The organism is Streptosporangium sp. NPDC023825 (assembly GCF_040639575.1).
Taxonomy (GTDB): Bacteria; Actinomycetota; Actinomycetes; order Streptosporangiales; family Streptosporangiaceae; genus Streptosporangium.
In genome coordinates this window covers 17,441-42,086 of record NZ_JBFAAE010000027.1, presented here as the reverse complement: position 1 = coordinate 42,086, position 24,646 = coordinate 17,441, and the positions used below count along the sequence as shown (strand labels likewise).

23 protein-coding genes and 3 tRNA genes are annotated in these 24,646 nt (G+C 71.8%); 9 read left to right on the top strand and 17 right to left on the bottom strand.

The genetic code is table 11. From position 1 onward, the window contains the following. Window positions 1-191: 191 nt before the first annotated feature. The 4 genes from AB0G15_RS23355 to AB0G15_RS23340 all read right to left on the bottom strand — a co-directional run bounded on the left by AB0G15_RS23355 (window position 192) and on the right by AB0G15_RS23340 (window position 1,266). Window positions 192-266 (bottom strand) — tRNA-Val (locus tag AB0G15_RS23355). Window positions 267-283: 17 nt separating this feature from the next. Next, window positions 284-354, bottom strand: a tRNA-Cys gene (locus AB0G15_RS23350). A 25-nt stretch (window positions 355-379) separates the two neighbouring features. Next, window positions 380-451, bottom strand: a tRNA-Gly gene (locus AB0G15_RS23345). 152 nt (window positions 452-603) lie between these two features. Continuing rightward, window positions 604-1,266, bottom strand: coding sequence for an amino acid-binding protein (locus AB0G15_RS23340; protein ID WP_362843278.1), 663 nt, complete (start codon window positions 1,264-1,266; stop codon window positions 604-606). 91 nt (window positions 1,267-1,357) lie between these two features. Here AB0G15_RS23340 and dusB point away from each other — a divergent pair, with 91 nt between their 5' ends. From dusB to AB0G15_RS23320, 4 genes are all read left to right on the top strand, one after another. Beyond that, window positions 1,358-2,479, top strand: a complete 1,122-nt coding sequence (gene dusB, locus AB0G15_RS23335; protein ID WP_362843276.1) for a tRNA dihydrouridine synthase DusB — start codon at window positions 1,358-1,360, stop codon at window positions 2,477-2,479. Window positions 2,480-2,679: 200 nt separating this feature from the next. Beyond that, window positions 2,680-4,641 (top strand): TRAP transporter fused permease subunit, encoded by a 1,962-nt coding sequence (locus tag AB0G15_RS23330; protein ID WP_362843273.1) that lies wholly within the window; start codon window positions 2,680-2,682, stop codon window positions 4,639-4,641. Beyond that, window positions 4,638-5,609: a TAXI family TRAP transporter solute-binding subunit gene (locus tag AB0G15_RS23325; RefSeq protein WP_362843270.1), complete on the top strand. Its 972-nt coding sequence runs from the start codon at window positions 4,638-4,640 to the stop codon at window positions 5,607-5,609. Before AB0G15_RS23330 ends, AB0G15_RS23325 begins: the two co-directional genes overlap by 4 nt. Window positions 5,610-5,939: 330 nt before the next feature. Further along, on the top strand, window positions 5,940-7,004 hold the full coding sequence (locus AB0G15_RS23320; RefSeq protein ID WP_362843267.1) for a sulfite oxidase: 1,065 nt from the start codon (window positions 5,940-5,942) through the stop codon (window positions 7,002-7,004). Window positions 7,005-7,443: 439 nt separating this feature from the next. Here the strand turns inward: AB0G15_RS23320 and AB0G15_RS23315 are convergent, their stop codons facing one another. The 4 genes from AB0G15_RS23315 to AB0G15_RS23300 form a co-directional block, all read right to left on the bottom strand. Further along, window positions 7,444-8,277, bottom strand: a complete 834-nt coding sequence (locus AB0G15_RS23315) for an ABC transporter permease (protein WP_362843264.1) — start codon at window positions 8,275-8,277, stop codon at window positions 7,444-7,446. Further along, window positions 8,274-9,167 carry an ABC transporter ATP-binding protein gene (locus AB0G15_RS23310; RefSeq protein ID WP_362843261.1) on the bottom strand — a complete coding sequence of 298 codons (894 nt, stop codon included), beginning with the start codon at window positions 9,165-9,167 and terminating at the stop codon, window positions 8,274-8,276. The genes AB0G15_RS23315 and AB0G15_RS23310 overlap by 4 nt, the downstream gene beginning before the upstream one ends. Before the next feature lie 122 nt (window positions 9,168-9,289). After that, window positions 9,290-9,772 (bottom strand): Clp protease N-terminal domain-containing protein, encoded by a 483-nt coding sequence (locus tag AB0G15_RS23305; protein ID WP_362843258.1) that lies wholly within the window; start codon window positions 9,770-9,772, stop codon window positions 9,290-9,292. Further along, window positions 9,769-10,002 carry a hypothetical protein gene (locus AB0G15_RS23300; protein ID WP_362843255.1) on the bottom strand — a complete coding sequence of 78 codons (234 nt, stop codon included), beginning with the start codon at window positions 10,000-10,002 and terminating at the stop codon, window positions 9,769-9,771. The genes AB0G15_RS23305 and AB0G15_RS23300 overlap by 4 nt, the downstream gene beginning before the upstream one ends. Window positions 10,003-10,203: 201 nt before the next feature. Between AB0G15_RS23300 and AB0G15_RS23295 the strand changes: the two genes are divergently transcribed. Then, window positions 10,204-10,461 carry a hypothetical protein gene (locus AB0G15_RS23295; RefSeq protein WP_362843252.1) on the top strand — a complete coding sequence of 86 codons (258 nt, stop codon included), beginning with the start codon at window positions 10,204-10,206 and terminating at the stop codon, window positions 10,459-10,461. Here the strand turns inward: AB0G15_RS23295 and AB0G15_RS23290 are convergent. The 4 genes from AB0G15_RS23290 to AB0G15_RS23275 all read right to left on the bottom strand — a co-directional run bounded on the left by AB0G15_RS23290 (window position 10,428) and on the right by AB0G15_RS23275 (window position 15,810). Continuing rightward, the gene (locus tag AB0G15_RS23290) at window positions 10,428-10,946 is read right to left on the bottom strand and encodes a DUF2087 domain-containing protein (protein WP_362843249.1); all 519 of its coding nucleotides are present in this window, start codon (window positions 10,944-10,946) and stop codon (window positions 10,428-10,430) included. The genes AB0G15_RS23295 and AB0G15_RS23290 overlap by 34 nt on opposite strands. Before the next feature lie 71 nt (window positions 10,947-11,017). After that, window positions 11,018-13,510 carry a DUF3516 domain-containing protein gene (locus AB0G15_RS23285; RefSeq protein WP_362843246.1) on the bottom strand — a complete coding sequence of 831 codons (2,493 nt, stop codon included), beginning with the start codon at window positions 13,508-13,510 and terminating at the stop codon, window positions 11,018-11,020. A gap of 127 nt (window positions 13,511-13,637) precedes the next feature. Further along, window positions 13,638-14,378, bottom strand: coding sequence for an SDR family oxidoreductase (locus AB0G15_RS23280; protein ID WP_362843243.1), 741 nt, complete (start codon window positions 14,376-14,378; stop codon window positions 13,638-13,640). A 73-nt stretch (window positions 14,379-14,451) separates the two neighbouring features. Next, the gene (locus tag AB0G15_RS23275) at window positions 14,452-15,810 is read right to left on the bottom strand and encodes an acyltransferase (protein WP_362843241.1); all 1,359 of its coding nucleotides are present in this window, start codon (window positions 15,808-15,810) and stop codon (window positions 14,452-14,454) included. A gap of 291 nt (window positions 15,811-16,101) precedes the next feature. Between AB0G15_RS23275 and AB0G15_RS23270 the strand changes: the two genes are divergently transcribed. The 3 genes from AB0G15_RS23270 (at window position 16,102) to rbsK (ending at window position 18,980) form a co-directional block, all read left to right on the top strand. Then, on the top strand, window positions 16,102-17,352 hold the full coding sequence (locus AB0G15_RS23270; RefSeq protein ID WP_362843238.1) for a sensor domain-containing protein: 1,251 nt from the start codon (window positions 16,102-16,104) through the stop codon (window positions 17,350-17,352). Then, window positions 17,343-17,990 (top strand): response regulator transcription factor, encoded by a 648-nt coding sequence (locus AB0G15_RS23265; protein WP_362801494.1) that lies wholly within the window; start codon window positions 17,343-17,345, stop codon window positions 17,988-17,990. Before AB0G15_RS23270 ends, AB0G15_RS23265 begins: the two co-directional genes overlap by 10 nt. 93 nt (window positions 17,991-18,083) lie before the next feature. Continuing rightward, entirely contained in the window at window positions 18,084-18,980 is an 897-nt protein-coding gene (gene rbsK / locus AB0G15_RS23260) for a ribokinase (RefSeq protein ID WP_362843235.1), read from the top strand. Window positions 18,981-19,113: 133 nt separating this feature from the next. Here rbsK and AB0G15_RS23255 read toward each other — a convergent pair whose 3' ends face one another. The 3 genes from AB0G15_RS23255 to AB0G15_RS23245 form a co-directional block, all read right to left on the bottom strand. Then, on the bottom strand, window positions 19,114-19,584 hold the full coding sequence (locus AB0G15_RS23255; protein WP_362843233.1) for a MarR family winged helix-turn-helix transcriptional regulator: 471 nt from the start codon (window positions 19,582-19,584) through the stop codon (window positions 19,114-19,116). After that, window positions 19,577-20,839: an NAD(P)/FAD-dependent oxidoreductase gene (locus AB0G15_RS23250; protein WP_362843230.1), complete on the bottom strand. Its 1,263-nt coding sequence runs from the start codon at window positions 20,837-20,839 to the stop codon at window positions 19,577-19,579. Before AB0G15_RS23250 ends, AB0G15_RS23255 begins: the two co-directional genes overlap by 8 nt. Before the next feature lie 260 nt (window positions 20,840-21,099). Next, window positions 21,100-22,614: a SulP family inorganic anion transporter gene (locus AB0G15_RS23245; RefSeq protein WP_362843227.1), complete on the bottom strand. Its 1,515-nt coding sequence runs from the start codon at window positions 22,612-22,614 to the stop codon at window positions 21,100-21,102. Between the two features lie 495 nt (window positions 22,615-23,109). On the opposite strand from AB0G15_RS23245, the gene AB0G15_RS23240 reads away from it, so the two are divergent. Further along, complete coding sequence (locus AB0G15_RS23240; protein WP_362843224.1) at window positions 23,110-23,511, top strand: MerR family transcriptional regulator; 402 nt, start codon at window positions 23,110-23,112, stop codon at window positions 23,509-23,511. Between the two features lie 188 nt (window positions 23,512-23,699). On the opposite strand, the gene AB0G15_RS23235 is transcribed toward AB0G15_RS23240, so the two are convergent. Continuing rightward, entirely contained in the window at window positions 23,700-23,843 is a 144-nt protein-coding gene (locus AB0G15_RS23235) for a hypothetical protein (RefSeq protein ID WP_329083413.1), read from the bottom strand. A gap of 144 nt (window positions 23,844-23,987) precedes the next feature. After that, window positions 23,988-24,407 (bottom strand): heme-binding protein, encoded by a 420-nt coding sequence (locus AB0G15_RS23230; RefSeq protein ID WP_362683482.1) that lies wholly within the window; start codon window positions 24,405-24,407, stop codon window positions 23,988-23,990. Between the last annotated feature and the right edge of the window lie 239 nt (window positions 24,408-24,646).

Here is a 24,646-nt window from a genome sequence, read left to right as displayed (position 1 = left end):
TCGACGCGAACGGTGACTCGGTGCCGTGCGGAGAGGCGTCAGGAGAGAGGTCAAGAAGGCGGGACGGGAAACAGCGCCGATCAGCGGCGATCAACCGGAGAAAGGCGACCGACCAGAAAAAACAGAAGGCCGCCAAGGTCCCTGAGAAAGGACTCTGACGGCCGTTCTTCGATCAACCCGTGAACGGGCGGTGGTGGACGATACAGGGATTGAACCTGTGACCCCTTCCGTGTCAGGGAAGTGCTCTCCCGCTGAGCTAATCGTCCGCATGGGGAAGGACCAGAGGTGGAGACGGGATTTGAACCCGTGTAGACGGCTTTGCAGGCCGTTGCCTCGCCTCTCGGCCACTCCACCGGAGTGAGAGCCCGAAGACCCTTCGAGCGGAAGACGGGATTCGAACCCGCGACCCTCACCTTGGCAAGGTGATGCTCTACCACTGAGCCACTTCCGCGTGTTTCCCCCGGGTTTCCCCCGGTGGCGACGAGAGAACTCTAGCGGGTTTTCCCGGCGGTTGCGTAACCGTGCGTTCAGCCGCCGGCCTCGTGGCCGCCCGCGCGGACCCGGCCGCGGCCGTCCGTACGGAGGGCCCGGTCAGGTGATCGTTCAGCCGTCCTGCTCGGGCGGGCGGCGCAGCTGGCGGGCGACGACCCGCTCCACGGCGGGCAGGGTGAGGAAGATCTCCAGGATGCGGGTGAGGCGGTGCACCTCGATGCGGTGGAAGGCGGGGCCGTCGGCGCGGGCCAGCAGGAAGGTCAGGGCCAGCGGGGGCAGCGGGGCGGCGATCACGTGCAGGCCGGAGTCGAGGGTGAAGGCCGACGGGCGGATGGGCGTCTCGTCGGGGAAGGGCACCTGCTCGGGGGCGCGCCAGCTGGAGTGGACGATCGTGCGAGGGCTCTTCTCGGTCGCCGCCGCCGCCCAGTCGGCGCTGAACAGCACGGGCATGGAGTCGAGCAGGGTGGCCAGGGCGCGGTCGCCCGCGGTGGTGATGTATTTGAGGATCTCCAGCTCCGGGTAGGTTCCCGGCGCCTCGCGCGTGCCCCAGACGCCCTCGATCGTCACCCCGGGCACGCTCTCCAGCCCCTCGACCAGGCTCTCCCTGGGGGCGGAGTCCGGCCAGTAGACGGTGATGTCGTCCAGCGCCCGGCCCTCGCCGCGGTCGAGGACGACCACCTGGGTGATGTCCGCGCCCGCGACACCGAGGACACGGGTCACCTTCCCCAGGGAGCCCGGCTGATCGGGCAGTGCGATCCGCAGTCGCAGCAGCATCCGCGGCCTCCCGTGTCACGTTGATCTACGCCAGGGACACCATACCCAGCGATGATTCGTCCTGCTCGTCACTGTGCGGTAGAAAAGCCAGGTGGAGTCGTTGAAGCTGGGATCACTGGAGGTATGGCCGCCGGTCGTCCTCGCCCCGATGGCCGGGATCACCAACGCGCCGTTCCGCACCCTCTGCCGGGAGCAGGGCGGCGGGTTGTTCGTCTGCGAGATGATCACGACGCGGGCGCTGGTGGAGCGCAATCCCAAGACCTTCAAGATGATCAGGTTCGAGCCCGAGGAGAGCCCGCGCAGCATCCAGCTGTACGGGATCGACCCGGTGACCGTCGGCAGGGCCGTCCGCATGATCGCGGAGGAGGACCTGGCCGACCACGTCGACCTCAACTTCGGCTGCCCGGTGCCCAAGGTGACCCGCAAGGGCGGCGGCTCCGCGCTGCCGTACAAGCGGAACCTGTTCCGGGCGATCCTGCGCGAGGCCGTGCGCAACGCGGGGACGCTGCCGGTGACCGTGAAGATGCGCAAGGGCATCGACGACGACCACCTGACCTACCTGGACGCCGGGCGGATCGCCGTCGAGGAGGGCGTCTCCGCGATCGCGCTGCACGGCCGCACCGCGATCCAGCACTACGGCGGCACCGCCGACTGGGAGGCGATCGCGCGGCTCAAGGAGAGCGTGACGGAGATCCCGGTGCTGGGGAACGGCGACATCTGGAGCGCCGCCGACGCGCGCCGCATGATGGACGAGACCGGGTGTGACGGGGTCGTCGTGGGCCGGGGCTGCCTGGGGCGCCCGTGGCTGTTCGCGGACCTGGCGGCCATGTGCGAGGGCGACGAGGAGCTGAGCCGTCCCCTGCTGGGCGAGGTCGCCGCGACCATGGACCGGCACGCCACCCTGATGGCCGAGTGCTTCGAGAGCGAGCGGCACGCGGTGGTCGACTTCCGCAAGCACGTCGGCTGGTACCTCAAGGGCTTCACCGTCGGCGCCGAGCTCCGCCGCCGCCTGGCCACCGCGGAGAGCCTGGCCGTCCTGCGGGCGGGCCTCGCCGAGCTCGACCCGGCCCAGCCGTGGCCCGACGGCGTGGACACCCCGCGGGGCAAGACCAACCCGCGCGACCGCGTCCACCTGCCCGCCGGATGGCTGGACGACCCCTACGACCTCGCGGTTCCCAGCGCGGACGCCGAGAACGACACCTCGGGCGGCTGACGGCGCCGGGACGGCCGCTCCCGGCCGCCCGGTTTTCGGTCCTCCTCTCCGGACATTCCGCGCTCTTCGTGCGTTCCGTACGGCCCGACGCCTCCCGCACGGCAGGTGTGACGCGAATGTGACCGCGCCCTGACGGACGGGCGTCAGCGATCTATGTAATGTGCCGTCAAAGGTCGCGGCTCACACGTGGAGACGGCGGTTTGACAGGCACCACATCGGCGGGATCGGCGGGCGACACGACGACGGGCGCCGCGTCGGCGGACGAGCTGATCGCGGAGTTCGACGCGGAACGGCCCGCCCGGCGGCTGTCGGGCTGGGTGGCCGGGGCCGTCACGCTGGTCGCCCTCGGGTTGTCGCTGTACGTCCTGTACCGCGCCTTCCGGCCCGCCTCCGTGCTCCCGTACCGGATGCTCTTCCTCGCGGTCGTGCTGCCGCTCACCTTCGTCTGCTACAAGCCGGGGCGGCGGGGCACCGACCGGCCCGGCGTCGTGGACTGGGCGCTGGCGGCACTGGCGCTCGCGGCCTGCCTGTACCCGCTGGTGGTCTTCGACGACTTCATCCGGCGCGCCTTCGACCCGACGGCCCTCGACGTGGTGGCCGGGGCGGTCATCGTGCTGCTGGTTCTGGAGGCCTGCCGCCGCGCCATCGGCTGGATCCTGCCCGCGGTCTGCGCCGCGTTCGTCCTCTACGCCTACTACGGCGGCTACCTGCCCTTCGGCTGGGGCATCGGGCACCGCGGCTACGACATCGACCGGATCGTCGTCTCGTTCGTGATGGGCACCGACGGCGTGTACGGGGTGCCGCTCGACGTGGCGGCCACCTACATCATCCTGTTCACCGTCTACGGCGCGGTCCTCGACCACTCCGGGGCGGGGAAGTTCTTCGTGGACGTCTCCCTGGCCGCGTTCCGCCGCTCGCGCTCCGCGCCGGGCCGTACGGTCACCCTCGCCGGTTTCCTGCTCGGCACGGTGAGCGGTTCGGGCGTCGCGACGACGGTGAGCGTCGGCAGCGTCGCCTGGCCGATCCTGCGCAGGGCGGGATACCCGCCCGAGCAGGGCGGGGGAGTGCTCGCGGCGGCGGGCATCGGGGCGATCCTGTCGCCCCCCACGCTCGGCGCGGCGGCGTTCATCATCGCCGAGTACATGGGGGTCGGCTACCTCACGGTGCTGCTGTACGCCACCATCCCCACGGTCCTGTACTACCTGGGCATCTTCCTGGCCATCGAGATCGACGCCCGCAAGTACGGGACGCGGGCGGTCGAGGTGGACGCGCCGAGGTTCTGGCCGCTGGTCAGGCGGTTCGGCTACCACTTCAGCTCGCTCTTCGTGATCGTCGTCCTGATGGCGATGGGCCAGTCGCCGTTCCGCGCCGTGGTGTACGCCACGCTGCTGGCCGCCGCGCTCTCCTTCCTCGACAGGAAGCACGCCCTCACCCCCCGCAGGGCGGTGAGCGCCCTGGCCGCGGGGACGACCGGGGTGCTGGCCGTCGCGGTGACCTGCGCCGCCGCCGGACTCATCGTCGCCGTCGTCACGCTCACCGGTCTCGGACTCAAGGCCAGCTCGCTGATCGTCGGGGCCTCGGGCGGGATCCTGGCCGTCACCGCGCTGCTGTGCGCGGTCGCGGTGCTCCTGCTCGGCCTCGCCGTGCCGGTGACCGCGTCGTTCGTCATCGCGGCCGTCATCATCAGGCCCGCGCTGACGGATCTCGGCGTCAGCCCGGCCGAGGCGTACATGTTCATCTTCTACTACGCCGTGCTGTCGGAGGTCAGCCCGCCCACGGCGCTGTCGGCCTTCGCGGCGTCGGCCATCACCGGCGGCAACGCCTACCGGACCATGATGGCGACCTGGAAGTACACGCTTCCCGCGTTCCTGGTGCCGTTCGCCTTCGTGCTGACCCCCGGCGGGGCCGGGCTGCTGGCCCAGGGCACGCTCGGGGAGATCCTGGCGGCCACGGGGGTCTCGGCGCTCGCGGTCGCCGCGCTGGCCGCCGCCACCGGCGGGCGGCTGCTCGGCCCGGCCGGGCCCGTCGAGCGGGTGCTGTGCGCGGTGGCGGCGGTGCTGCTGCTGTTCCTGTCCCCGCTGCCCGCCCTCGCCGGGGCGGGTCTTCTGATCGTGGCCGTCTCCCTCCATCTGGTGATGCGCAAACGAGAGGCAGTTCATTGACCGTCAAACGCGTGGCCGTCCTGCTGGCGGCGGGAGTCCTGTTCCTCGCCGGGTGCGGCGGCGACCGGTCGGCCGAGCAGAGCGCGGGCCAGAGCGGCGCCGCGGGCAAGCGGCTGTCGATCGCCACCGGCAACACCACCGGCGTCTACTACGTCCTCGGCGGGGGGCTGGCCGACCAGATCGGCAAGAACCTCCCCGGCTACCAGGCCACGGCCGAGGCGACCGGCGCCTCGGTGGAGAACATCCAGCGGGTCGTCAGGGGCGACTCCGACATCGCCTTCACCCTGGCCGACTCCGCCGCCGACGCCGTCACGGGCAAGGGCGCGTTCACCGCGCCCCAGCCGATCCGCGCCGTCGCCCGCCTGTACGACAACTACACGCAGGTGGTCGCCACCGCCGGCTCCGGGGTGAAGTCCGTCGCCGACCTCAAGGGCAAGAGGGTCTCCACCGGCTCGCCCAACTCCGGCACCGAGGTGATCGCGCTGCGCCTGCTGAAGGCCGCCGGTCTCGACCCGGACAAGGACGTCACCCGGCAGTCGCTGGGCCTGCCGGAGAGCGTGCAGGCCGTCAAGGACGGCGACCTCGACGCGCTGGTCTGGTCGGGCGGGCTGCCCACGCCCGGCCTCACCGACCTGCTGACCTCGCTCAAGGACAAGGTCGTCTTCGTCCCGCTGGACGGGGTGCTGCCCGCGATGCAGGCCGAGCACGGCCAGGTGTACGCCGCGGGAACGATCGCCAAGGACGTCTACGGCACCCCGGCCGACGTGTCCACGATCTCGGTGCCCAACCTGCTCGTCGTGAACGAGAAGATGGACCCCGCCCTGGCCGGGAGCCTGACGAAGCTGCTCTTCGACCGCAAGGCGGACCTGGAGAAGGTCCACCCCGCGGCCAAGGACATCACCCGCGACAACGCCCAGAAGACCGAGCCGGTGCCCCTGCACGACGGCGCGAAGAAGTACTACGGCTGATCGGCGGCCCACGGTCCCAGGACCGCACGGGCTTTCGGCGCCCGCCCGATCACAGGCGTCGCCTGGCCCCGGCCCGCCGGAGCGGCGGGCCGGGGTGCCCGGTTTCTCGGTGCCCGGTTTGCTGTGCCCGGGTTTCGGTACCCGGTTTTCGCTGCGACGGCCGTGGGAGGCCGCCTCGTAGCGGTCGATCGCCTGGCCCAGCCGTGCCGGCTTCTCGGTGCAGGCGACCGGGTGGACGCCGGGTTCGGTGTCGGGCTCGGCCGGAGCCGTGTCGTGTCCCCGTCTCCGGGTATTCCGAAGCGTGTGAACATGTGGGGCAAGAGAGATGACATGGTGGTCCACGGGACCGATCCGTATAATGCCGAGCCCCCGCCCGGCGCCCTGGCCGATCAGATCCTCACCCCGATCGACACCTTCTACAGCCGCAACCACGGTCCCGTCCCCGACCTGGATCCGGGGTCCTGGCGCCTGACCGTGGACGGCCTGGTCGAGCGCCCGCTGACGCTGTCCCTGGAGGACCTGCGCTCCGGGTTCACCGAGATCGGCGTGGTGGCGACCCTGCAGTGCGCGGGCAACCGCCGGGCCGGTCTGCTCGAGGTGCGCGACATCCCCGGTGAGGATCCCTGGGGGCCCGGCGCCACCTCCACCGCCCGCTGGAGCGGTGTCGGCCTGGCCGAGGTCCTCGCCCGCGCCGGGCTGCTCCCCGAGGCCGCGCACATCGCCTTCGCCGCTCCCGACGTCTCCCGGCTCGCCGATCCGGTCCAGCCCTACGGCGGCTCGATACCCGTGGCCAAGGCCGCCGGCGGGGACGTCCTGCTGGCCTGGGCCATGAACGACCGGCCGCTGCCCCCGGCCCACGGCGCCCCGCTCCGTGTCGTCGTCCCCGGCTGGGTCGGCGCCCGCAGCGTCAAATGGCTCCAGCGCGTCACCGCGCGGAAGGAGCCCTCGGACAACTACTTCCAGGCCACCGCCTACCGCCTCCTGCCCCCCGAGGCCGACCCCGCCAAGGCGGGACCCGGTGACGGCATCTCCCTGGGACCCGTCGTCCTCAACACCGCCATCCTGAGCCCCGCCGACGGCGCCCGCCCGCGGCCGGGCCTCACGCGCGTCACCGGCTACGCCTATGCCGGGGACGGCCGCACCGTCGCCCGCGTCGACGTGTCCCTCGACGGGGGCGACAGCTGGATCCAGGCGGATCTCGGCGAGCAGGCGGGCCCCTGGGCATGGCGGCACTGGCACGCCACCGCCGGGCTGGGGGAGGGCGAGACCGTGATCACCGCCCGCGCCTGGGACAGCTGCGGGGCCACCCAGCCGGAGTCGGCCCGGCACGTGTGGAATCCCAAGGGGTACGCCAACACCTCGTGGTCTCGCGTCCGCGTCACCTGCGTTCCCTGAGGAGGCGCAGCGGCGTGCCCTCGAAGACCACGGTGCCGCAGCCGGTCCAGGATCGCCGGGACCGTCGTCGCCGCGACCGGGGCGTCGATCTCCGCGACCGCGTCGGCCAGGTGCCGGACCTCCATCGCGGCCGGCTCGGCGATGTCGCGTCCATTGATCCGGCAGGCCGGCGCGGCCCGGTTGAGCCTGGCCCCCGCGCACAGCGGGCAACGCCGCGCCGAGGCGAACGCCGCCATAGCCTCCCGGCCCGCCCTGCCCTCGACGTCCCGCCTGACGTGGAGCCGGTCGAACCGCTCGGCCACGCCCTCGCACTCCGGGCACATCCCGGAACGGAACCCCGACACCGGCGCGTGCGCCACCGCGATCGCCAGTGACATCACGTCCCGGGCCAGGTCCGGCGCCAGGGATCGGCTGGTCACCGTCGTGACGGTCATGGCCTTCACCCGATCCGCCGCAGGGCACGCTCACGGCGTGCCGCCACTGTCGAACCGGATTCCCCGCGTGCCATCCGCCGCAGCACGACCGGCGCCATGAGCAGGCCGAGCAGCGCCCAGGCGCCCAGCACTCCGGCGGTCTCCAGGTGCCGCCAGGACGCGCCGATCTCGACGACGACTGCCGCGTCCGGCAGCAGGGCCGAGCGCATGCCGAGCCCCATCCAGTAAATGGGGAAGATCTGGGCGATCCACTGCAGCCACTCGGGCAGCGCGGTGATCGGGTAGAAGATGCCGGAGATGCCGATCACAGCGAGGAACGGTAGCTGGATCAGCCCTTGGGCGCGGGCAGTGGTGAACATCGAGCCCAGGACCGCGCCGATGGGCAGGGTCGCGACCAGGCCGAGCGCCAGTACCCAGGCCAGACCGGGCCAGGATTCCGGGCCGATCCGCAGGCCCTCGACGAGGAGCACGGCGGGCACGAGGAAGATCACCAGGTCGGCGAGCAGGCCGCCGGACACCGAGATCACCTTGCCGATCAGGTAGGCGGGCATCCCGTGCGGGGTCGCCTTGGCACGCAGCAGCGTGCCGTCCTCGCGGTCGGCGGTGAGCTGCTGGCTCATGCCGATCATGCCGGTCGCGGCGTTCATGCCGAGGATGCCGGGTAAGGCCACGGCGCCGAGCAGGAGAGCGCCGACCGGCCGGTCCCGGATGAAGAACAGCGTGGCCACCATCAGGGCGGGCCACAGGAAATGGGAGAACAGCTCGGCGCCGTTGGTGAACGACTGCCGCAGCTCGATCAGGCCCCGGGACCAGCCCGCGCGCAGTACGGTCGCCTTCATCGGGCCACCTCCTCGGCCTCGCGCACCAGCGCCAGGTACGTCTGCTCCAGCGAGGCCCGGTGGACCTCCAGCTCCTGGACGTCGTCGCCGTAGCGGGCGAACAGCTCGCGGGCGAACGTGGTCGAGTCGGGCGTCCGCTCGACGTACCGCCGCCTATCGCGCACCCAGCTCACCTCGTCCTCGCCGGCGATCCGCCGTGCCAGCTCGGCGGCGGTGCCGTCGGCGACGATCCGGCCGCCGTTCAGTACGAGGATGCGGTCGGCCAGCTTCTCGGCCTCGTCCAGGTCGTGGGTGGTGAGCAGGACGGTGGTCTCGCGGGCATCGGCCAGGTCGCGTATGAGACCGTGGAAGTCGGACCTGGCCTGCGGGTCGAAGCCGGTGGTCGGCTCATCGAGGAACAGCACCTCGGGGCGCCCCACGAGGCCGATCGCCACGTCCAGCCTGCGCCGCTGGCCGCCCGAGAGTGTCTTGAGCTTCTTGCCGGCGTGCCCGGTCAGGCCGACTCTCTCGATCAGCTCGTCGGGGTCCCAGGGCCGCGAGATCCCGGGGACTGCGTAGGGGGCGTAGTAGGTGCCGAGGTGGGCGAGGAACTCGCGTACCCGCCATTTGCCGTGGTCGCGCCAGGACTGCAGCACGATCCCGAGCCTGGCCCGCCACCGCTCGTCGCCATGCGCGGGATCGGCGCCGAGCACCGAGACCCGGCCCTGCGACCGGACGCGGAAGCCCTCCAGTATCTCGATCGTGGTGGTCTTGCCCGCGCCGTTCGGCCCCAGCAAGGCCAGAACCTCGCCGTGGCGAGCCTGGAACGTGACGTCGTGCAGGACGTCGAGCGAGCCGTATCGCATGCGCAGTCCATCGACGTCGAGCACGATGCCGTTGCTCTTCGTCATGAGATGACCTCTCTTCGTGATCGGATGCCCTCGTGCCGGAGCACGTGCCGGCGCAAGCCCGGCACGAGGGCATGGCGCATCGCGGCCCGAACCGGGCCGGAGCGTGGGGACAGGGGTGCTGGTTACCAGCTTTCGCGCGCGAGCGTCTTCTCGACGCGATCCATCAGGCCGGCCCGGTCGAGGCCGGCCAGGGCGAGCGCGCGCGGCACGGTGCCGACGTCGGCGCTCAGGACACCGAGCAGCAGATGGGCAGGACGCAGGTCCTTCTTGCCCTTGGCGGCGGCGAAGCCGCGTTCGAGCGCGAGCCGGGCGGAGGCGCCGGGCTTCGGATGATCCTTGGGGTCGCGGAAGGGCTTCGGAAGGTCGTGGGAGGCGAGGGACACCCCGACCGCGTCGAGGCTGTGCTCGAACTCCCGGTCCAGCGCATCCCTGATCGCCTGCCGCCCGAGCCCCGCCGCCGTCAGCACGCGGTGCGCGGCGGTGCCCTCGACGGCGGCGATGGCCAGCAGGAGGTGGTGGGCCTCGGTGGCGGCAGAGCCTTCCTCCCGCGCCTCGGCCGCTCCGCGCACGATGATGTCGTTGATGTAGTGGTCGATCGTGCTCACTGTCGTCTCCTCAGTGTCACGCCGGCGGCGATGAGCCGCTTGGCGTGCTTCTTGTGGACCGCCTGGCGGGTGACGCCGAGCGCCTCGGCGACCTCCGGCCAGCCCCACCCGGCGCGCATGGCCTGCTCCACGGCGGCGTCCTCGAGCTGGTCGGCCAGGCGCCGCAGCGCCACGACCGCCGCGAGCGCGTCGGCGGGATCCTGGGGTACGGGTGCGTCTTGTGCCGGCATGCAAGCAACTCTAGTTGACTATTTCGAGAATAGTCAACTGTGGTTGCTCGAGCGCCCGAGGCTCGGGTGAGGGCGCCGCCGTGGGCGATCACGGCGGCGGCCGACGGCTGGACAGAGACGGGACCGCGGTGGCGTACCGATAGGCCTCGATCTGAGTTGACGAACGTGTCACCAGCCGCCAACCGAGTCGATCACCGGGCGGTGGTCGTCGTGCACGCGCCCCTGGCCGTGGTCGCCGAGCGCTTCTCCGGGCCCGGCTGGGTGCTGGAGGAGCTGGACGGGCGCGGCTGCCTGCTGCGCACCGGCGGCGACTCGCTGGAGCGGCCGGCGCTCACCGCCGGGCAGCTCGGCCTGGACCTCACCGTAGGGGAGCCGCCCGAGCCGCCCGAGCCGATCGACCACGCCCGGACCCTGGCCGCCCGCCTTCAGGCCTCGACGGAGCCGCCGCTGCGCCAGTAGACGTTGTTCTCCCTGCTGAGCATGGCCTCGTCGACGAGATAGCGGCGCAGCGCCGCGTAGTCGTCGTGGAAGGCGCGCAGCGCGACGTTCACCTCCTTCTCGGAGTAGCGGATGCCCGGCTCGAAGACCTGGACCACGTAGTCGAGCACGACCAGCTGCTTGTCGCGCTTGGTGGGGATCGCCCGCAGCCGTCCCTCGACGAGGAAGGACTGCAGCACCCTCTCCTCGGGGGAGGTCGGGGTGGCGGGCCTGGCCGTGGCGTGCAGCAGCTCACGGAAGCGCTCGCGCCGGACCTCCCACTCGCCGCCCTGCGCCCGTACGGCGAGCCCGCCGCGTTCCAGGCGGTCCAGCGCGCGCCTGACCGCCTCCCTGTCGAGGCCGGACTCCTCCTCCGGCTTGCCGCCCAGCACCAGGGCGGCCAGCACCTTCAACGTGTCTTCCTGGTACAGCAGGCCCAGCACCTGCCTGATCGCGTCGTCGCTCATCCCGCCATTCTCGCCGGTCCCGGCCGATGTTTCCGCGCCCGGAGGACGGCGGCCGGGACGGCCGGGAGCCGTCAGAGGCGGTTCAGGCCGATGACGTGGACCACCGCGCGGCCCTCCTCGTCGGAGGCGGCGAGGTCGACCTGGGCGTCGATGCCCCAGTCGCCGTCGCCCGCCGGGTCGGAGACGACCTGGCGGACCCGCCAGAACTCCTTCTCCTCCTCGATGCGCAGCAGGCCGGGGCCGCGGGCGTCCGGGCCGGTGCCGATCTCCTCGTGGTCGTCGTAGTAGGCGTCGAGCGCGGCGCCCCAGTCGACGTCGGGGGCGAGCTGCTCCAGCTCCTGCTCGTTCTCCAGGGAGGCCAGCTCGATCAGGCGGAACATCGCGTTGCGGACCAGCACGCGGAACGCGCGGGTGTTGGCGGTGACCGGCTTGGTGCTCTCCTCCAGGGAGGGCGCCTCCAGCTCCCCGGTCGGGTTCTGCAACTGCTCCCACTCGTCCAGGAGGCTGGAGTCGACCTGGCGGACCAGCTCGCCGAGCCACTCGATGAGGTCGACCAGGTCCTCGGTCTTGAGGTGCTCGGGGATGGTCCGCGACAGGGTGCGGTAGGCGTCGGCGAGATAGCGCAGCACGGTGCCCTCGGAGCGGGTCAGCTCGTAGAACTGCACGTAGTCGGCGAAGGTCATCGCCCGCTCGTACATGTCGCGGACGACGCTCTTGGGGCTGACCGTGTAGTCGCCCACCCAGGGGTGGCCGCGCCGGTAGGTCTCGTAGGCGCCCAGCAGCATGTCGGCCATCGGCATCGGGTAGGTGACCTCGGCCAGGAGCTCCATCCGCTCCTCGTACTCGATGCCGTCGGCCTTCATCAGCGCCACCGCCTCGCCGCGCGCCTTGTTGAGCTGCGCCGACAGGATCTGGCGGGGGTCGTCGAGGATGGACTCGATGATCGAGACCATGTCCAGGGCGTAGTTGGGCGACTCCATGTCGAGGAGTTCGAGGGTGGCCAGCGCGAAGGTGGACAGCGCCTGGTTCAGCGCGAAGTCCTCCTGCAGGTCGACGGTGAGGCGGGCCATCCGGCCGTGGTCGTCGGGCTCGCTCAGCTTCTCCACCACGCCTCCGGCCAGCAGCGACCGGTAGATCGCGATGGCCTGGCTGATGTGCCGCCGCTGCCACTTGCGGTCCTCGTGGTTGTCGGTGAGCAGGTGGCGCATCGCCGCGTAGCAGTCGCCGGGACGGTTGATCACCGCGAGGAGCATGGCGTTGCTGACCTTGAACCGGGAGTTCAGCGGCTCCGGCTCGGCGGCCTGCAGCTTCTCGAAGGTCTCCTCGCTCCAGCCGACGAAGCCCTCCGGCGGCTTCTTGCGGGCGAACCCGCGCCGTCTCTTGGGATCGTCGCCGATCTTGGCCAGGGCCTTCTCGTTCTCCACGACGTGGTCGGGAGCCTGGCAGACGACGTAGCCGATGGTGTCGAACCCGGCCCGGCCGGCCCGCCCGGCGATCTGGTGGAACTCGCGGGCGCGCAGCCGCCGCACCTTGTTGCCGTCGTACTTCGACAGCGCGGTGAACAGCACGGTCCTGATCGGGACGTTGACGCCGACGCCGAGGGTGTCGGTGCCGCAGATGACCTTCAGCAGGCCCGCCTGGGCGAGGCGCTCGACCAGGCGGCGGTACTTCGGGAGCATCCCGGCGTGGTGCACGCCGATGCCGTGCCGCACCAGGCGGGAGAGCGCCTTGCCGAACCGGGTGGTGAACCGGAAGTGGCCGATCATGGAGGCGATCGCCTCCTTCTCGGCCTTGGTCGACATGTTGATGCTCATCAGCGCCTGCGCCCGCTCCATGGCCGAGGCCTGGGTGAAGTGGACGACGTAGACGGGGTACTGGTTGGTGGTGAGCATCTCCTCCAGCGTCTCGTGGAGGGGGGTGAGCCGGTAGGAGTAGACGAGCGGGACCGGGCGCTCGGCGTTCTTCACCACCGCGGTGGGCCTGCCGGTGCGCCGGGTGAGGTCCTCCTCGAACCTGGTGACGTCCCCCAGGGTCGCCGACATCAGGATGAACTGGACGTTCGGCAGCTCCAGGAGCGGCACCTGCCAGGCCCAGCCGCGGTCGGGTTCGGAGTAGAAGTGGAACTCGTCCATCACCACCTGGCCGATGTCGGCCGCGGCGCCGTCGCGCAGCGCGACGTTGGCGAGGATCTCCGCGGTGCAGCAGATGATCGGCGCCCCGGGGTTCACGCTCGCGTCGCCGGTCATCATCCCGACGTTCTCGGTGCCGAACACCGCGCACAGGTCGAAGAACTTCTCCGACACCAGCGCCTTGATCGGCGCGGTGTAGAAGGTGCGCACGTCCCTGGTCAGCGCGGTGAAATGGGCTCCGGCGGCGACCAGGCTCTTGCCCGATCCGGTCGGGGTGGCGAGGATCAGGTTGTTTCCCGACACCACCTCGATGAGAGCCTCCTCCTGCGCCGGATAGAGGGTCAGTCCCCGCTCGGAGTTCCATTCGACGAAGGCGTCGAAGATGGCGTCGGGGTCGGCGTCGATCTCTTCTGGCAGGCGGTCTACGAGGCTCACGGTTCAATACTGCCGAAGAACTTGAGGTGGTCGGACCGGAGGTGGTCGTGGATCACCTTACATTCCAGGTAAAGTGCGTGACTTTGTGTAGTTATGGCTGCTTTTTTCGGCATAAATGCTGATCAAATCAGATGATGCCGCCGTTGACGCGAAGCACCTGCCCGTTGACCCAGCGGGCGGGACCGGCGAGGAACGCCACGGCCTCGGCGATGTCCGAGGGCTGCCCCAGCCGTTCGAGCGGCGGCTGGGCGGCCATCCTGGCGACGGTCTCCTCGTCCTTGCCGTCCAGGAAGAGCGCGGTGGCGGTGGGGCCGGGTGCGACGGTGTTGACGGTGACGTCCCTGCCGCGCAGCTCGCGGGCCAGGATGAGCGTGAGGCCCTCGACGGCGCCCTTGGAGGCCACGTAGGCGCCGTAGCCGGGAAGGGCGAGCCCGATGACCGAGGTGGAGAAGGTGATCAGGGCGCCGCCCCGGCGCAGCCTCCTGGCGGCCTGCTGGGCGACGGCGAAGGTGCCGCGTACGTTGACGCGCAGGATGCGGTCCAGTGCCTCGAAGTCGAGGTCGGCGACCGGGACGGGCGGGCCCATGATCCCGGCGGCGTTGACGACGACGTCGACGCCGCCGAAGGCCTCCTCGGCCGTGTCGAAGAGCGCGGAGACCGCGGCGGGGTCGCTGACGTCGGCCCGCACGGCGAGGCCCCCGCCCCCGGCCGTGGAGGCCTCCTTGGCCGCGGCCCGGCCCTCGGCGTCGTTGCTCGCGTAGTTGACGACGACGGCGTAACCGTCGGCGGCGAGCCGCTCCACGACCTGGCGGCCGATGCCTCGGGAACCTCCGGTGACGATGGCGACGCGAGCCGGTGCGGTGCTCATGATCGATACTCCCTCCGCGATTTTGTGTACACTATGTACATATACACGTATGTGAGCACACTGTCCACATGTGTCATAGGGGAGAGGCGACGCGGGGCCGTCCGGTGCGCCCGCCCGGCGAGCCGGGCGAGGTGGGCGAGGTGTCACGGGAGGAGCCGGTGAGCGCCAGGCCCGCCACGATCGCGCCCGCCCCGAGCAGGGGTGCCGCCCCCGGGACGAAACCGGCCACCGTGAGCGTGAGCAGGCCCCCTCCCACCAGCGCGGCGGCCACCAGGACCCTGGTCGTCCCGCCGGTGTACGGCCCGGTCGCGGGGGGCGTCTCGAACCGGGCGAACCCCCGCAGCAGCGGCCACATCGCCAGGGCGAGCATCAGCAGCCAGTGCGGCCAGCCGGACAGCCAGGCCGGGGTGCCCGGTTCGGGGGTGGAGATGCCCAGGCCCACCACGACCACCGAGGCGATGACGAACAGCGCGCTCATGTGCCACAGGTAGAGGGTCATCATCCGGGCGCCGGCCCAGCCCAGCGCCCGCGAGACCCCCGGCCATCCCGCGAAGGAGACGATCCACCGGCGCAGCGCCAGTGCCAGCCCGACCTGGCCCGCCCCGATCGCGAGCAGCGCGACCGTGGGCGGCGCCATGTTGGAGACGGAGGCCCCCGGCATCCCGATCATGCTGAGCGGGTAGGGGCCGAGGGCCGTCAGCGCCGCGCCCAGGCCGTACCCGGCCAGGGCCAGGACCCAGGGGCGGCCCAGCCGGCCGTCGGCGTACAGGAAGCCGAGCTGGTGCACCGCCAGCCAGACCAGCACGATGTTGGGGAGACCGGCGACGTCGAGGCCGCTGGTGAAGCGCAGGACGTCCACCGCCACGGCTCCCGCCGCCAGCGCGGCCGGCACCCGCCAGCCGTACGCCATGTTGAGCCTGAGCATCGGCGTGGTCGCCGCCACCGCGACAAGATAGATCGCCAGGAACCAGAGCAGCTGCCCGGCCAGCCGCGAGGCGGTCAGCACCGGCTGCTCCGGCACGCCGAGCGCGAGGAGCAGGTGGGGGAGGGGCAGCCAGACCGCCGCCAGCGGGACGACCGGCCAGGCCAGGCGGCGCAGGCGCCCCGCGAGCCACGCGGGGGTCGCCTCACCGCGCCGTGCCGCGCCGCGCCGGCTGATCGCGTTGGCCGCGCCGCCCGCGAAGAACACCAGCGGCATCACCTGGCTGATCCACGTGATCATCCACCCGTTCCCGGCGGCCAGCGCGTTGCCGGTGGATATCCGCCCGTCGGCGAAGGAGAGCAGCGGCATGCTCCAGTGCTGGAGCACCACCAGGACCATGCCGAACACCCGCAGCACGTCGACGAACGGGTCGCGCCCGGCGGGCGCCGGTGCCGTGCGAGGCGCCGCGCGGGGGGTCGGGATCGCCGCCGGGGTGGCTGTCGTGAACACCGTCGTGAACACCGTCGGGGGCACTGTCGGAGGCACTGTCGGGGTCGTTGCGGGCCGCGCTGCCGGGCCGGGGATCACGGCGGTCAAGGGGAGCTCGATTCTCAGGGAGGGAGAGAGAAGATCTCGGGAATGGCGATGGGAGAAGCCTCTCTCCGGGGCCCCGGCGGCGCAGTGACGCGCGCAGCAGTCTTCTCGCCCGATCTCCCCACCGTCTCGGGTAGTGCTGACCCCACCCCGGTAAGCGGGCACGCAGGGTCGATCGGCGTGGCCGGTCCTCGTAGCGTGGGCGGCATGAGAACCCTCCTGCGCCGCATCGGCACCGACACCCGCTACCTGGTCGTGGGCTTCCCGCTGTCCATCATCTGGTTCGTCCTGATGGTGGCCGGTTTCGCCGCGGGGGCCGGTTCAGCCATCGCGTTCGTGGGGCTGCCCATCCTCGCGACGACCCTCCTGGTCGCCCGGGGCTTCGCGGACGTCGAGCGGCGCTGGCTGCCCGAGGTGCTCGGCCGTCCCGTCTCCCGGCCGAGGTACCGGCCCGCTCCGGAGAACGCCGGATGGTTCCGCAGGATGATCAATCCGTTCACCAACGGCCAGTCGTGGCTCGACCTGCTCTACGGCATCGTGGCCTTCCCGATCTCCATCATCACCTTCGTGCTGGCGGTGGTCTGGTGGGCCGGATCGATCGCCGGCCTCACCTACCCGCTCTACGGGTGGATCGTCTACGCCATCCCCGGCAACGACGGGGGACTGGGCATGCTCCTCGGCCTGGGCGGCAGCCTGTGGGTCGAAGTGATCATCAACACCACCATCGGCGTGCTCTTCGCCCTCACCCTCCCGGTGATCGTGCGGGGTGCCGCGCTCGTCCAGGCCGGGCTCGGCCGGGCGATGCTGACCGGGGTCGCCGAGTTGCACGACCGCATCGACGACCTGGCCGAGGGCCGGGCCGCCGCGGTGTCGGCCGAGGCGAACGCGCTGCGCCGGCTGGAGCGTGACATCCACGACGGGCCGCAGCAGCGCCTGGTCTCCCTGGCCATGGACCTGTCGCGGGCCCAGCGCCAGCTCAGGCGCGACCCGGCGGGCGTCGAGCAGATGCTCGGCCAGGCGATCACCTCCACCCGCGAGACCCTGGACGAGCTGCGCGCCCTCTCGCGCGGCATCGCCCCGCCGATCCTCAGCGACCGCGGCCTGGCCCCCGCCCTCGCCGCGCTCGCCGGGCGCTGCACCATCCCCGTCGAGCTGGACGTCCAGGTCGAGGGGCGCTTCCCCGCCGCGGTGGAGAACACCGTCTACTTCGTCGTCGCCGAGTCGCTCACCAACGTCGCCAAGCACAGCCACGCCACGGTCTGTACCGTGACGCTGAGCAGGACGGGGGACTTCCTCATGCTGACGATCGGGGATGATGGGGTCGGCGGCGCCCATGTCGCCAAGGGGCATGGCCTGTCGGGTCTCGGTGATCGCCTCAAGGCGGTCGACGGCGAGCTGGTGGTCGACTCACCGGCCGGAGGGCCGACGGTCATAGTGGCGGAGGTTCCGTGCGGGTAGTTGTGGCCGACGACGCGGTGCTCATCAGGGAGGGCCTGATCAGGCTCCTGGAGGAGTTCGGCTGCCAGGTGGTCGCCGCGGTGGGGGACGGCGACGCGCTGGTGGCGGCCGTCGCCGAGCACCGTCCCGACGTCTCGGTGGTGGACGTGCGGATGCCGCCCGGCTTCACCGACGAGGGGCTGCGGGCGGCGGTGGAGGCGCGCCGGAGGGTTCCGGGCACGCCGGTGCTGATCCTGTCCCAGTACGTGGAGGTGTCCTATGCCGACGACCTGCTCGCCGACGCCAGGGGCGCGGTGGGATACCTGCTCAAGGACCGCGTCGTGGACGTGGACGACTTCATGGGGGGCCTGCGCACGGTCGCGGCCGGAGGCACGGTCTTCGACCCCCAGGTGGTGGCACAGCTGATGGTGCGACGCCGCCGCGACGATCCCCTCGCCCAGCTCACCCCGCGGGAGCGCGAGGTGCTGGGCCTGATGGCCGAGGGCAGGTCCAACCCGGCCATCGGCCGCCAGCTGGTGGTCAGCGACGGGGCCGTGGAGAAGCACATCCGCAGCATCTTCGCCAAGCTCGGCCTGTACGCCGAGGACGGAGACCAGCACCGCCGCGTCCTCGCGGTCCTGGCCTACCTGCGTTCCTGACCCGCGCTCCCGCGCTCCCGCGTTTCGCGTTTTTGCACCCGCGTTCCCGCACCCGCGCCCTCACGCCCGCGTTCCCTACCGCGAGGAGGAACAGTGATCTCGGTCTTCGGCAGTGCCAACATGGACCTCGTGGCCTACGTCGACGTCGCCCCCGCGCTCGGCGAGACCGTGACCGGCCGCGCCTTTCGCACGGTCCCCGGCGGCAAGGGCGCCAACCAGGCCGTCGCCGCCGCACGGGCGGGCGCCGAGGTGGCCTTCCTCGGGGCCGTGGGCGACGACGCCTTCGGCGTCGAGATGCGGCGCACGCTGGCCGAGGCGGGGGTCGACGTGAGGCACCTGCGCACGGTTCCCGGCCCCTCCGGCATCGCCCAGATCGTGGTGGACGGCGACGGCGGAAACTCGATCATCGTGGTCCCCGGCGCCAACGGGACCGTGACCGCCCCCTCCGAGGCCGAGATCGAGGTCATCTCCCGCTCCGACATGCTTCTGCTCCAGCTGGAGCTCCCCGTCGAGGCCGTCACCGCCGCCGCCAGGGCCGCCCGCGCGGCCGGGACCGCCGTGGTCCTCACTCCCGCGCCCGTCCAGCCGCTCCCCGCCGAGCTGCTGGAGGCCGTGGACGTCCTGGTGGCCAACGAGCACGAGGCCGCCGCGCTCACCGGCCAGGCCGATCACGAGCGCGCCCTGGAGGAGCTGAGGGGCACGGTCGGCTGGGTGATCATCACGCTGGGGTCGCGCGGCGCGCTCACCGCCTCGGGCGACGGGCCGGCCGTGCACGTCGAGGCCCCCCAGGTGCCCGTGGTGGACACCACGGCCGCGGGCGACACCTTCGTGGGCGCCCTCGCCGCGGCCCGCGTCGAGCGGCAGCCCGCCGACCGGGCCGTCCGCTTCGCCACCGCGGCCGCGGGCCTGTCCGTCCAGCGCGCGGGGGCCAGCACCTCGATGCCCACCCGCGCCGAGATCGACCGGAGCCTTTCCGGAGCCGGCGCCTGACCTCGGCGCGAGGACGCCCGTGCCCCGGCGACGTCGCCGGGTGCGAGAGCCGCCGGCCGCGCGTCGAGCCGCCCCACCGGGGCACGGCCGTCCGAAGCGCCTGGGTCGCCACTCGCGGACGTGTCCGGCGATCTCAGGAACCATCCCCTGAGGACAGGGCGGCGCGGACGGTGCGCAGCATCCGGACCAGCTCGGCGGCGTCCTCGCCCGACAGTCCGATGGTCTCCGGGGCGTTGAAGGCCTCGACTCCGGGCAGTGCGCGCTCGAGGAGCGTCCGGCCCGCCGCGGTGATCCGCAGCGCCGCGCGGCGTCCGCGGCCGCCCGGCCCGTCGCGCTCGACGAGGCCGCGCTCGATCAGGGACGTGGCCACCTCGCCGAGACTCTGCGGCCGCACCATGATCGTTCGGGCGAGCTCGGCCTGGCTGAGGTCGTCGCCGTCGGCGAGTGAGGCCAGCACGCCGAACTGGACCGGGGTGAGCCCGACGGCGCCGAAGACCTCGGTGAAGCCCCGGGCGACGAGGTAGGAGGTCTGGATCAACTCCCAGAGCGGCAGGTCCGGTTCGCCCGCGGCCCATGCCCCCTCGCCGGGCCGCGCCTCACGCACCGCGGGTCCCGGTGAGGGTACGGCCCAGCTGCGCGGCGGCGGCGAAAGCCGGCAGCGCGATCCGGGAGGCCCGGGTTCCCGCCGGTGTGGCGAGCCGGTGTACCCATCGCAACGGCTGCGTCGACGTGCGCACGGCCTCGCCGGCGTAGGCGGCCATCCGGTTCTGGAAACGGTGTACCGCCAGCGGGATCGTGGACTCCCCGTCTTGTACCAGGGCCAGCTCCTCGGCGAGCACGTCGGCGTCGCGGATCGCCGTGGCCGCGGCCATGCCTCCGGTGGGAGGCATGGCGTGCACGGCGTCGCCCAGCGCGGTGACGGCTCCGGCAGGCCAGGGGGTGAGGTCGGCGTCGGGGTCGGCGGCGTGGAAGCCGAAGAAGGCCGCCGTCTCGGGATCGGCCGCGCGCACCAGCGCGCGCACGGCCGTGCTCCAGCCGCGCAGCAGTGAGTCGGTGAGCCGGATCAGCCCGGCTCCGTCGAGCTCCCGCGGCCGGCCGGGATAGGCCCTGTCCGGCGCCAGCACGCCCCAGATCAGCGAGGGCGGCTCGATGATCGCCTGGACCTGTGTGCAGGCCGCGGGATCGACCGCGGTGCCGGAGCCGGGGTCGTGGAGGGTGAGGAACAGCCCGACGCCGCCGGGGCCGAACGCCAGGGCGGGCCCCCGCGCCAGCAACGCGGGGACCAGAAGCCGGGTGCCGGCGGTCAGGGGAGTGCGGCCGGCGATGCCGCTCACCCCGGCCGGGAAGGACGTCGGACGCCCGGCCAGCGCCCGCGCGACGCGCGACCCCACACCGTCGGCGCCGACCAGCAGGTCACCGCGGTCGGTGCCGCCGCCGGCGAAGTGCGCGGTGACCGTGCCGTCGGGGTGGGTCCGGTGCCCGGTGAACTCCGATCCCAGCCGCAGCGCGTCACCCAGGCCGTGGGCCAGCAGCCGCCGCAGCGGGATCCGGCCGATCATCAGCGTCTCCGACGCCCGCTCGTTCGGCTCGGCGAACAGCAGTCGCATCCTGTGGTCGGCGACCGCGAACCGCGTGAACGTCCGCGGCCCGGCCGAACTGGCCAGCAGCGCCTGGTAGTGACCCGGCGCGAGATGGCGGCGCAGTGCCGCGCAGGCCGGATCGTTGAGATGGAGCCGGTATCCGCCCGTGGCCTCCACGGCCTGATCGCGCTCGTGCACGACCACATCGATCCCGCTACGGCGCAGCGCCTGGGCCAGCGTCAGCCCGCCCATCCCCGCCCCGATCACCAGAACCTTCACGACCCACCCCCGTTATCAGGCGCCTTATACTTGAGTATAAGGCGCCTGATAACGGGGGTGGGAGGAGATCGTCGCCGGAACTCTCGTCGAGGCCCGCGATCCGGGCTTCACGCCCCGCCCTCCCGTGCCGTCGGCCGAACGGTGAGACCGGGGCGACCGGGGCCGGGCCGCTGCCCGAGGCCGGGCGCCGGGCCAGCGCATGTCGCCGCTTCGGGAGTGCCGGGCCTTGTCGTCGGTGGCCGGTTGTCGGTGGCCGGTTGTCAGTGGCCGCCGGACAGCTGCCCGGCCAGGCTGTCGTGCAGGCGGGCGCTGGGCTCGTTGAGACCGGTGACGGTGACCTTCTTGCCCCGGGCGGCGTACCTGGTCTGCACCGCGTCCAGCGCCGCCACCGAGGAGGCGTCCCAGATGTGGGTGCCGGACAGGTCGATGACGACCTCGTCGGGGTCGCCGGCGTAGTCGAACCGGTAGACCAGGTCGTTGCTGGAGGCGAAGAACAGCTCACCGGTGACGGCGTAGACGGCCTGCCTGCGGCCGGGGTCGATGACGGCGGTGACGTTGGTCAGGTGGGCGACCCGGCGGGCGAAGATGACCATGGCGGTGATGGAGCCGACGACCACGCCGATGGCGAGGTTGTGGGTGGCCACCACGACCGCGACGGTGGTGGTCATGACGATGGTCTCGCCCCAGGGCATGCGCTTGAGGGTGGCCGGGGCGACCGAGTGCCAGTCGAAGGTCGCGAACGAGACCAGGATCATGACGGCGACCAGGGCGGCCATCGGGATCTGCGAGACCCAGGGGCCGAAGGCGATGCACAGGATCATGAGGAAGATGCCGGCGGTGAAGGTCGACAGGCGGGTGCGAGCGCCGTTCTTGACGTTGATCATCGTCTGGCCGATCATGGCGCAGCCGCCCATGCCGCCGAAGAGGCCGGTGACGATGTTGGCGACGCCCTGGCCGATGGACTCGCGCGTCTTGTCGGACCGGGTGTCGGTCAGGTCGTCGACGAGCTTGGCGGTCATCAGCGATTCCATCAGCCCGACCAGCGCCAGTGCCAGGGCATAAGGCGCGACGAGGGTGAGGGTGGCCATGGTGAACGGCACGTCGGGCAGGCCGAAGGCCGGCAGCGAGGAGGGGAGGGTGCCGCGGTCGCCGACGGTCGGCACGGCCAGGCCGGCGCCGAGGGTGATGGCGGTCAGGATCGCGATGGAGACCAGCGGGGCGGGCACCACCGTGGTGATACGGGGGAAGAACACCATCAGGGCCAGGCCGCCGACCACCAGCGGGTAGACCACCCAGGGCACATCGAGGAGTTCGGGCACCTGTGCCATGAAGATCAGGATCGCGAGGGCGTTGACGAAGCCGACCATCACGCTGCGCGGCACGAACCGCATCAACTTCGCCACTCCGAGCGCACCGAGGGCGATCTGGACGAGGCCGCCGAGGATGACCGCGGCGACGAGGTAGGCCAGGCCGTGCTCGCGGGCCAGCGGGGCGACCACCAGGGCGATCGCGCCGGTGGCGGCGGAGATCATCGCGGGGCGGCCGCCGACGATGGCGATGACCACGGCCATGGTGAAGGAGGCGAACAGCCCGATGCTGGGATCGACCCCGGCGATGATGGAGAACGAGATCGCCTCGGGGATCAGGGCGAGCGCGACCACCAGGCCGGACAGGACCTCGGTGCGGGCGACCTTCGGCGACAGCCAGGCCGGCCGGGAGGCGGGCAGCAGACGGGCGGCGGACAACGAGCGTGGCAAAAGAACGTCCTTGGGCATGAGGGAGCCACCTGGCGGCACGCGGCCGCATGCGGGCCCATGAGGGCGGCAACAGGCGAAACGGAGGGGGCGGCACCCGCATCAAGCAGGCGGTCGGCGAGATCGACGATCCCGGGCGCGAGCGCCGAGCGAGCCACCGAAGGGGCCGGGGCGCGGCTACCGGAGCGGAAGTGTCACGGCGGGCAGCAGGCGGCGGGCGAGGCGGGCATGCGCGGGCCGAAGTCCTTTACGTCGGGAGCGTCACACGGTGCGCCGGTGCGCCGTGTTCGGGCAGGCCGCGAAGCAGTGTCCGCGACGATCGGGGCAAACCAGCAGGAATCTCCCTCTCGGCGGCAACTCTACCTTAACGTTAGAGTAGAGATTGGTGAGGGGAGATCCGGTGTGGTCGTCCCTCAGCCACCCCTCGAGCAGTGAGGCCACCCGATCATGGACATTCTGGGCGATACCGCAGCTGCGTCCACCATCCCGCCTGTCCCTCGCAGTGGTGAAGGTCACATGCACATCGGCCAGGTGGCCGAGCGCACCGGACTGTCGCTGCGCACCATCCGGCACTACGAGGAGGTCGGTCTGGTGCCGGCCTCGGCCCGCAGCCAGGGCGGTTTCCGCCTCTACACCGCGGCTGACGTGGCGCGGCTGATGGTGATCCGCCGGATGAAGCCGCTCGGGTTCACCCTGGAGCAGATGGGCGAGTTGCTGGCGGTCACCGACCGGCTGGAGGGCCGCACCGATGCCGGGCCGCTGCCCGAGGCCGAGCGCCAGGCGTGCCTGCGCCGGCTGGAGGTCTTCGAGCGCGCCGCCCGTGAGCGGTGCGAGGCGTTGCGCACGCAGTTGCAGTGGGCCGAGGAGTTCGCCGCCGACCTGCGACGGCATGGACAGCGGGCCGCCCACGGTGATTGACGGGGGACAAATGACAGCAACCGGGTGCGCGACACCTTTCGGCGTCGAGGGCGGCCGGGCCCCCGGCCGCTGAGACGTCCGGCTTCGGGGTGCCGCTCGAGCCCGGCCCCTCGACGCCGATCTCCCGTTCGTGGGCGGCCGCGATGCCCCTCGCCCAGGGGCATCGGCGCGCCGGGAACGGAGGTCGTCTAGCCGTTGATCAGGGAGGTCTCCGACAGCGTGAGCAGGAAGGCTCCGGCGGCGAGCAGCGCGATCGGCCAGGACCGGCTGATGGCGGACCAGATCGTGGCGGCCAGGAAACAGACCAGGGCGAGCAGCACGAGAACGTCCACGAGAATCCTCCAAGGGGTCACCCCCAGGCGATCATCGTCTGGGGCAAGCCCTCACTGCCCCGCGACCCTCGGAGGTAACACGTCGCACCCCTGATTTCATCGGAAGGAGATTTCCGCTAACCCTGTTTTTATCGATATATCCGGCTATGCCCCTTCCCAGAGGGCCGCGGCGGCCTCGGCGCAGGCCACGTCCTGGGAAACGGTGCCGCCGCTGACGCCGACCGCTCCCGCCACCTCACTCACCTCGCTCACCCCGCGCTCGTCGCCGGGCTCCCCGAGCGGGACGCCGCCGCCGAAGCACACGTACCGGTCACCGGCCAGGCCGTACAGCTCGCCTCCGGGCAGGACCAGCGGCGCGAGGTCGGCGGTGGGCATGCGGTGGGCCACCGCGGTGTAGGCCTTGCCGGGGGCGAGGACGGGCCCGGTGATCCGCGCGCCGTCCATCCGCTGGAACGCGACCAGGTGCCCGCCCGCGTCGACCACGGCGACCGAGATGAGCGCGCCCTCCCGCGCGGCCTGCCTCACCGCGGCCTCACACATGCGCAGCGCGAGTTCCAGGTTCACCGGTCTCCTCACCGCTTCGAAACCGTTTCGCCGGTCTTCGGCACGGGCGGCCGGGTGCGCGTGCGCCGCCGTCCGGGTGATGCGAGATGTCATAACGATGCGACGCCCGCGCGAGCCCTTCGGAGGACCGGTGCGAGCCGGGACCGTCGTCCCGCGAGGGAAGTGGCACCGTGAGGCGACATTCCGACGACGCTCACCAAGAGTGATGTTTCTCTGCCTTAGAGTTATGATCTTGTCAC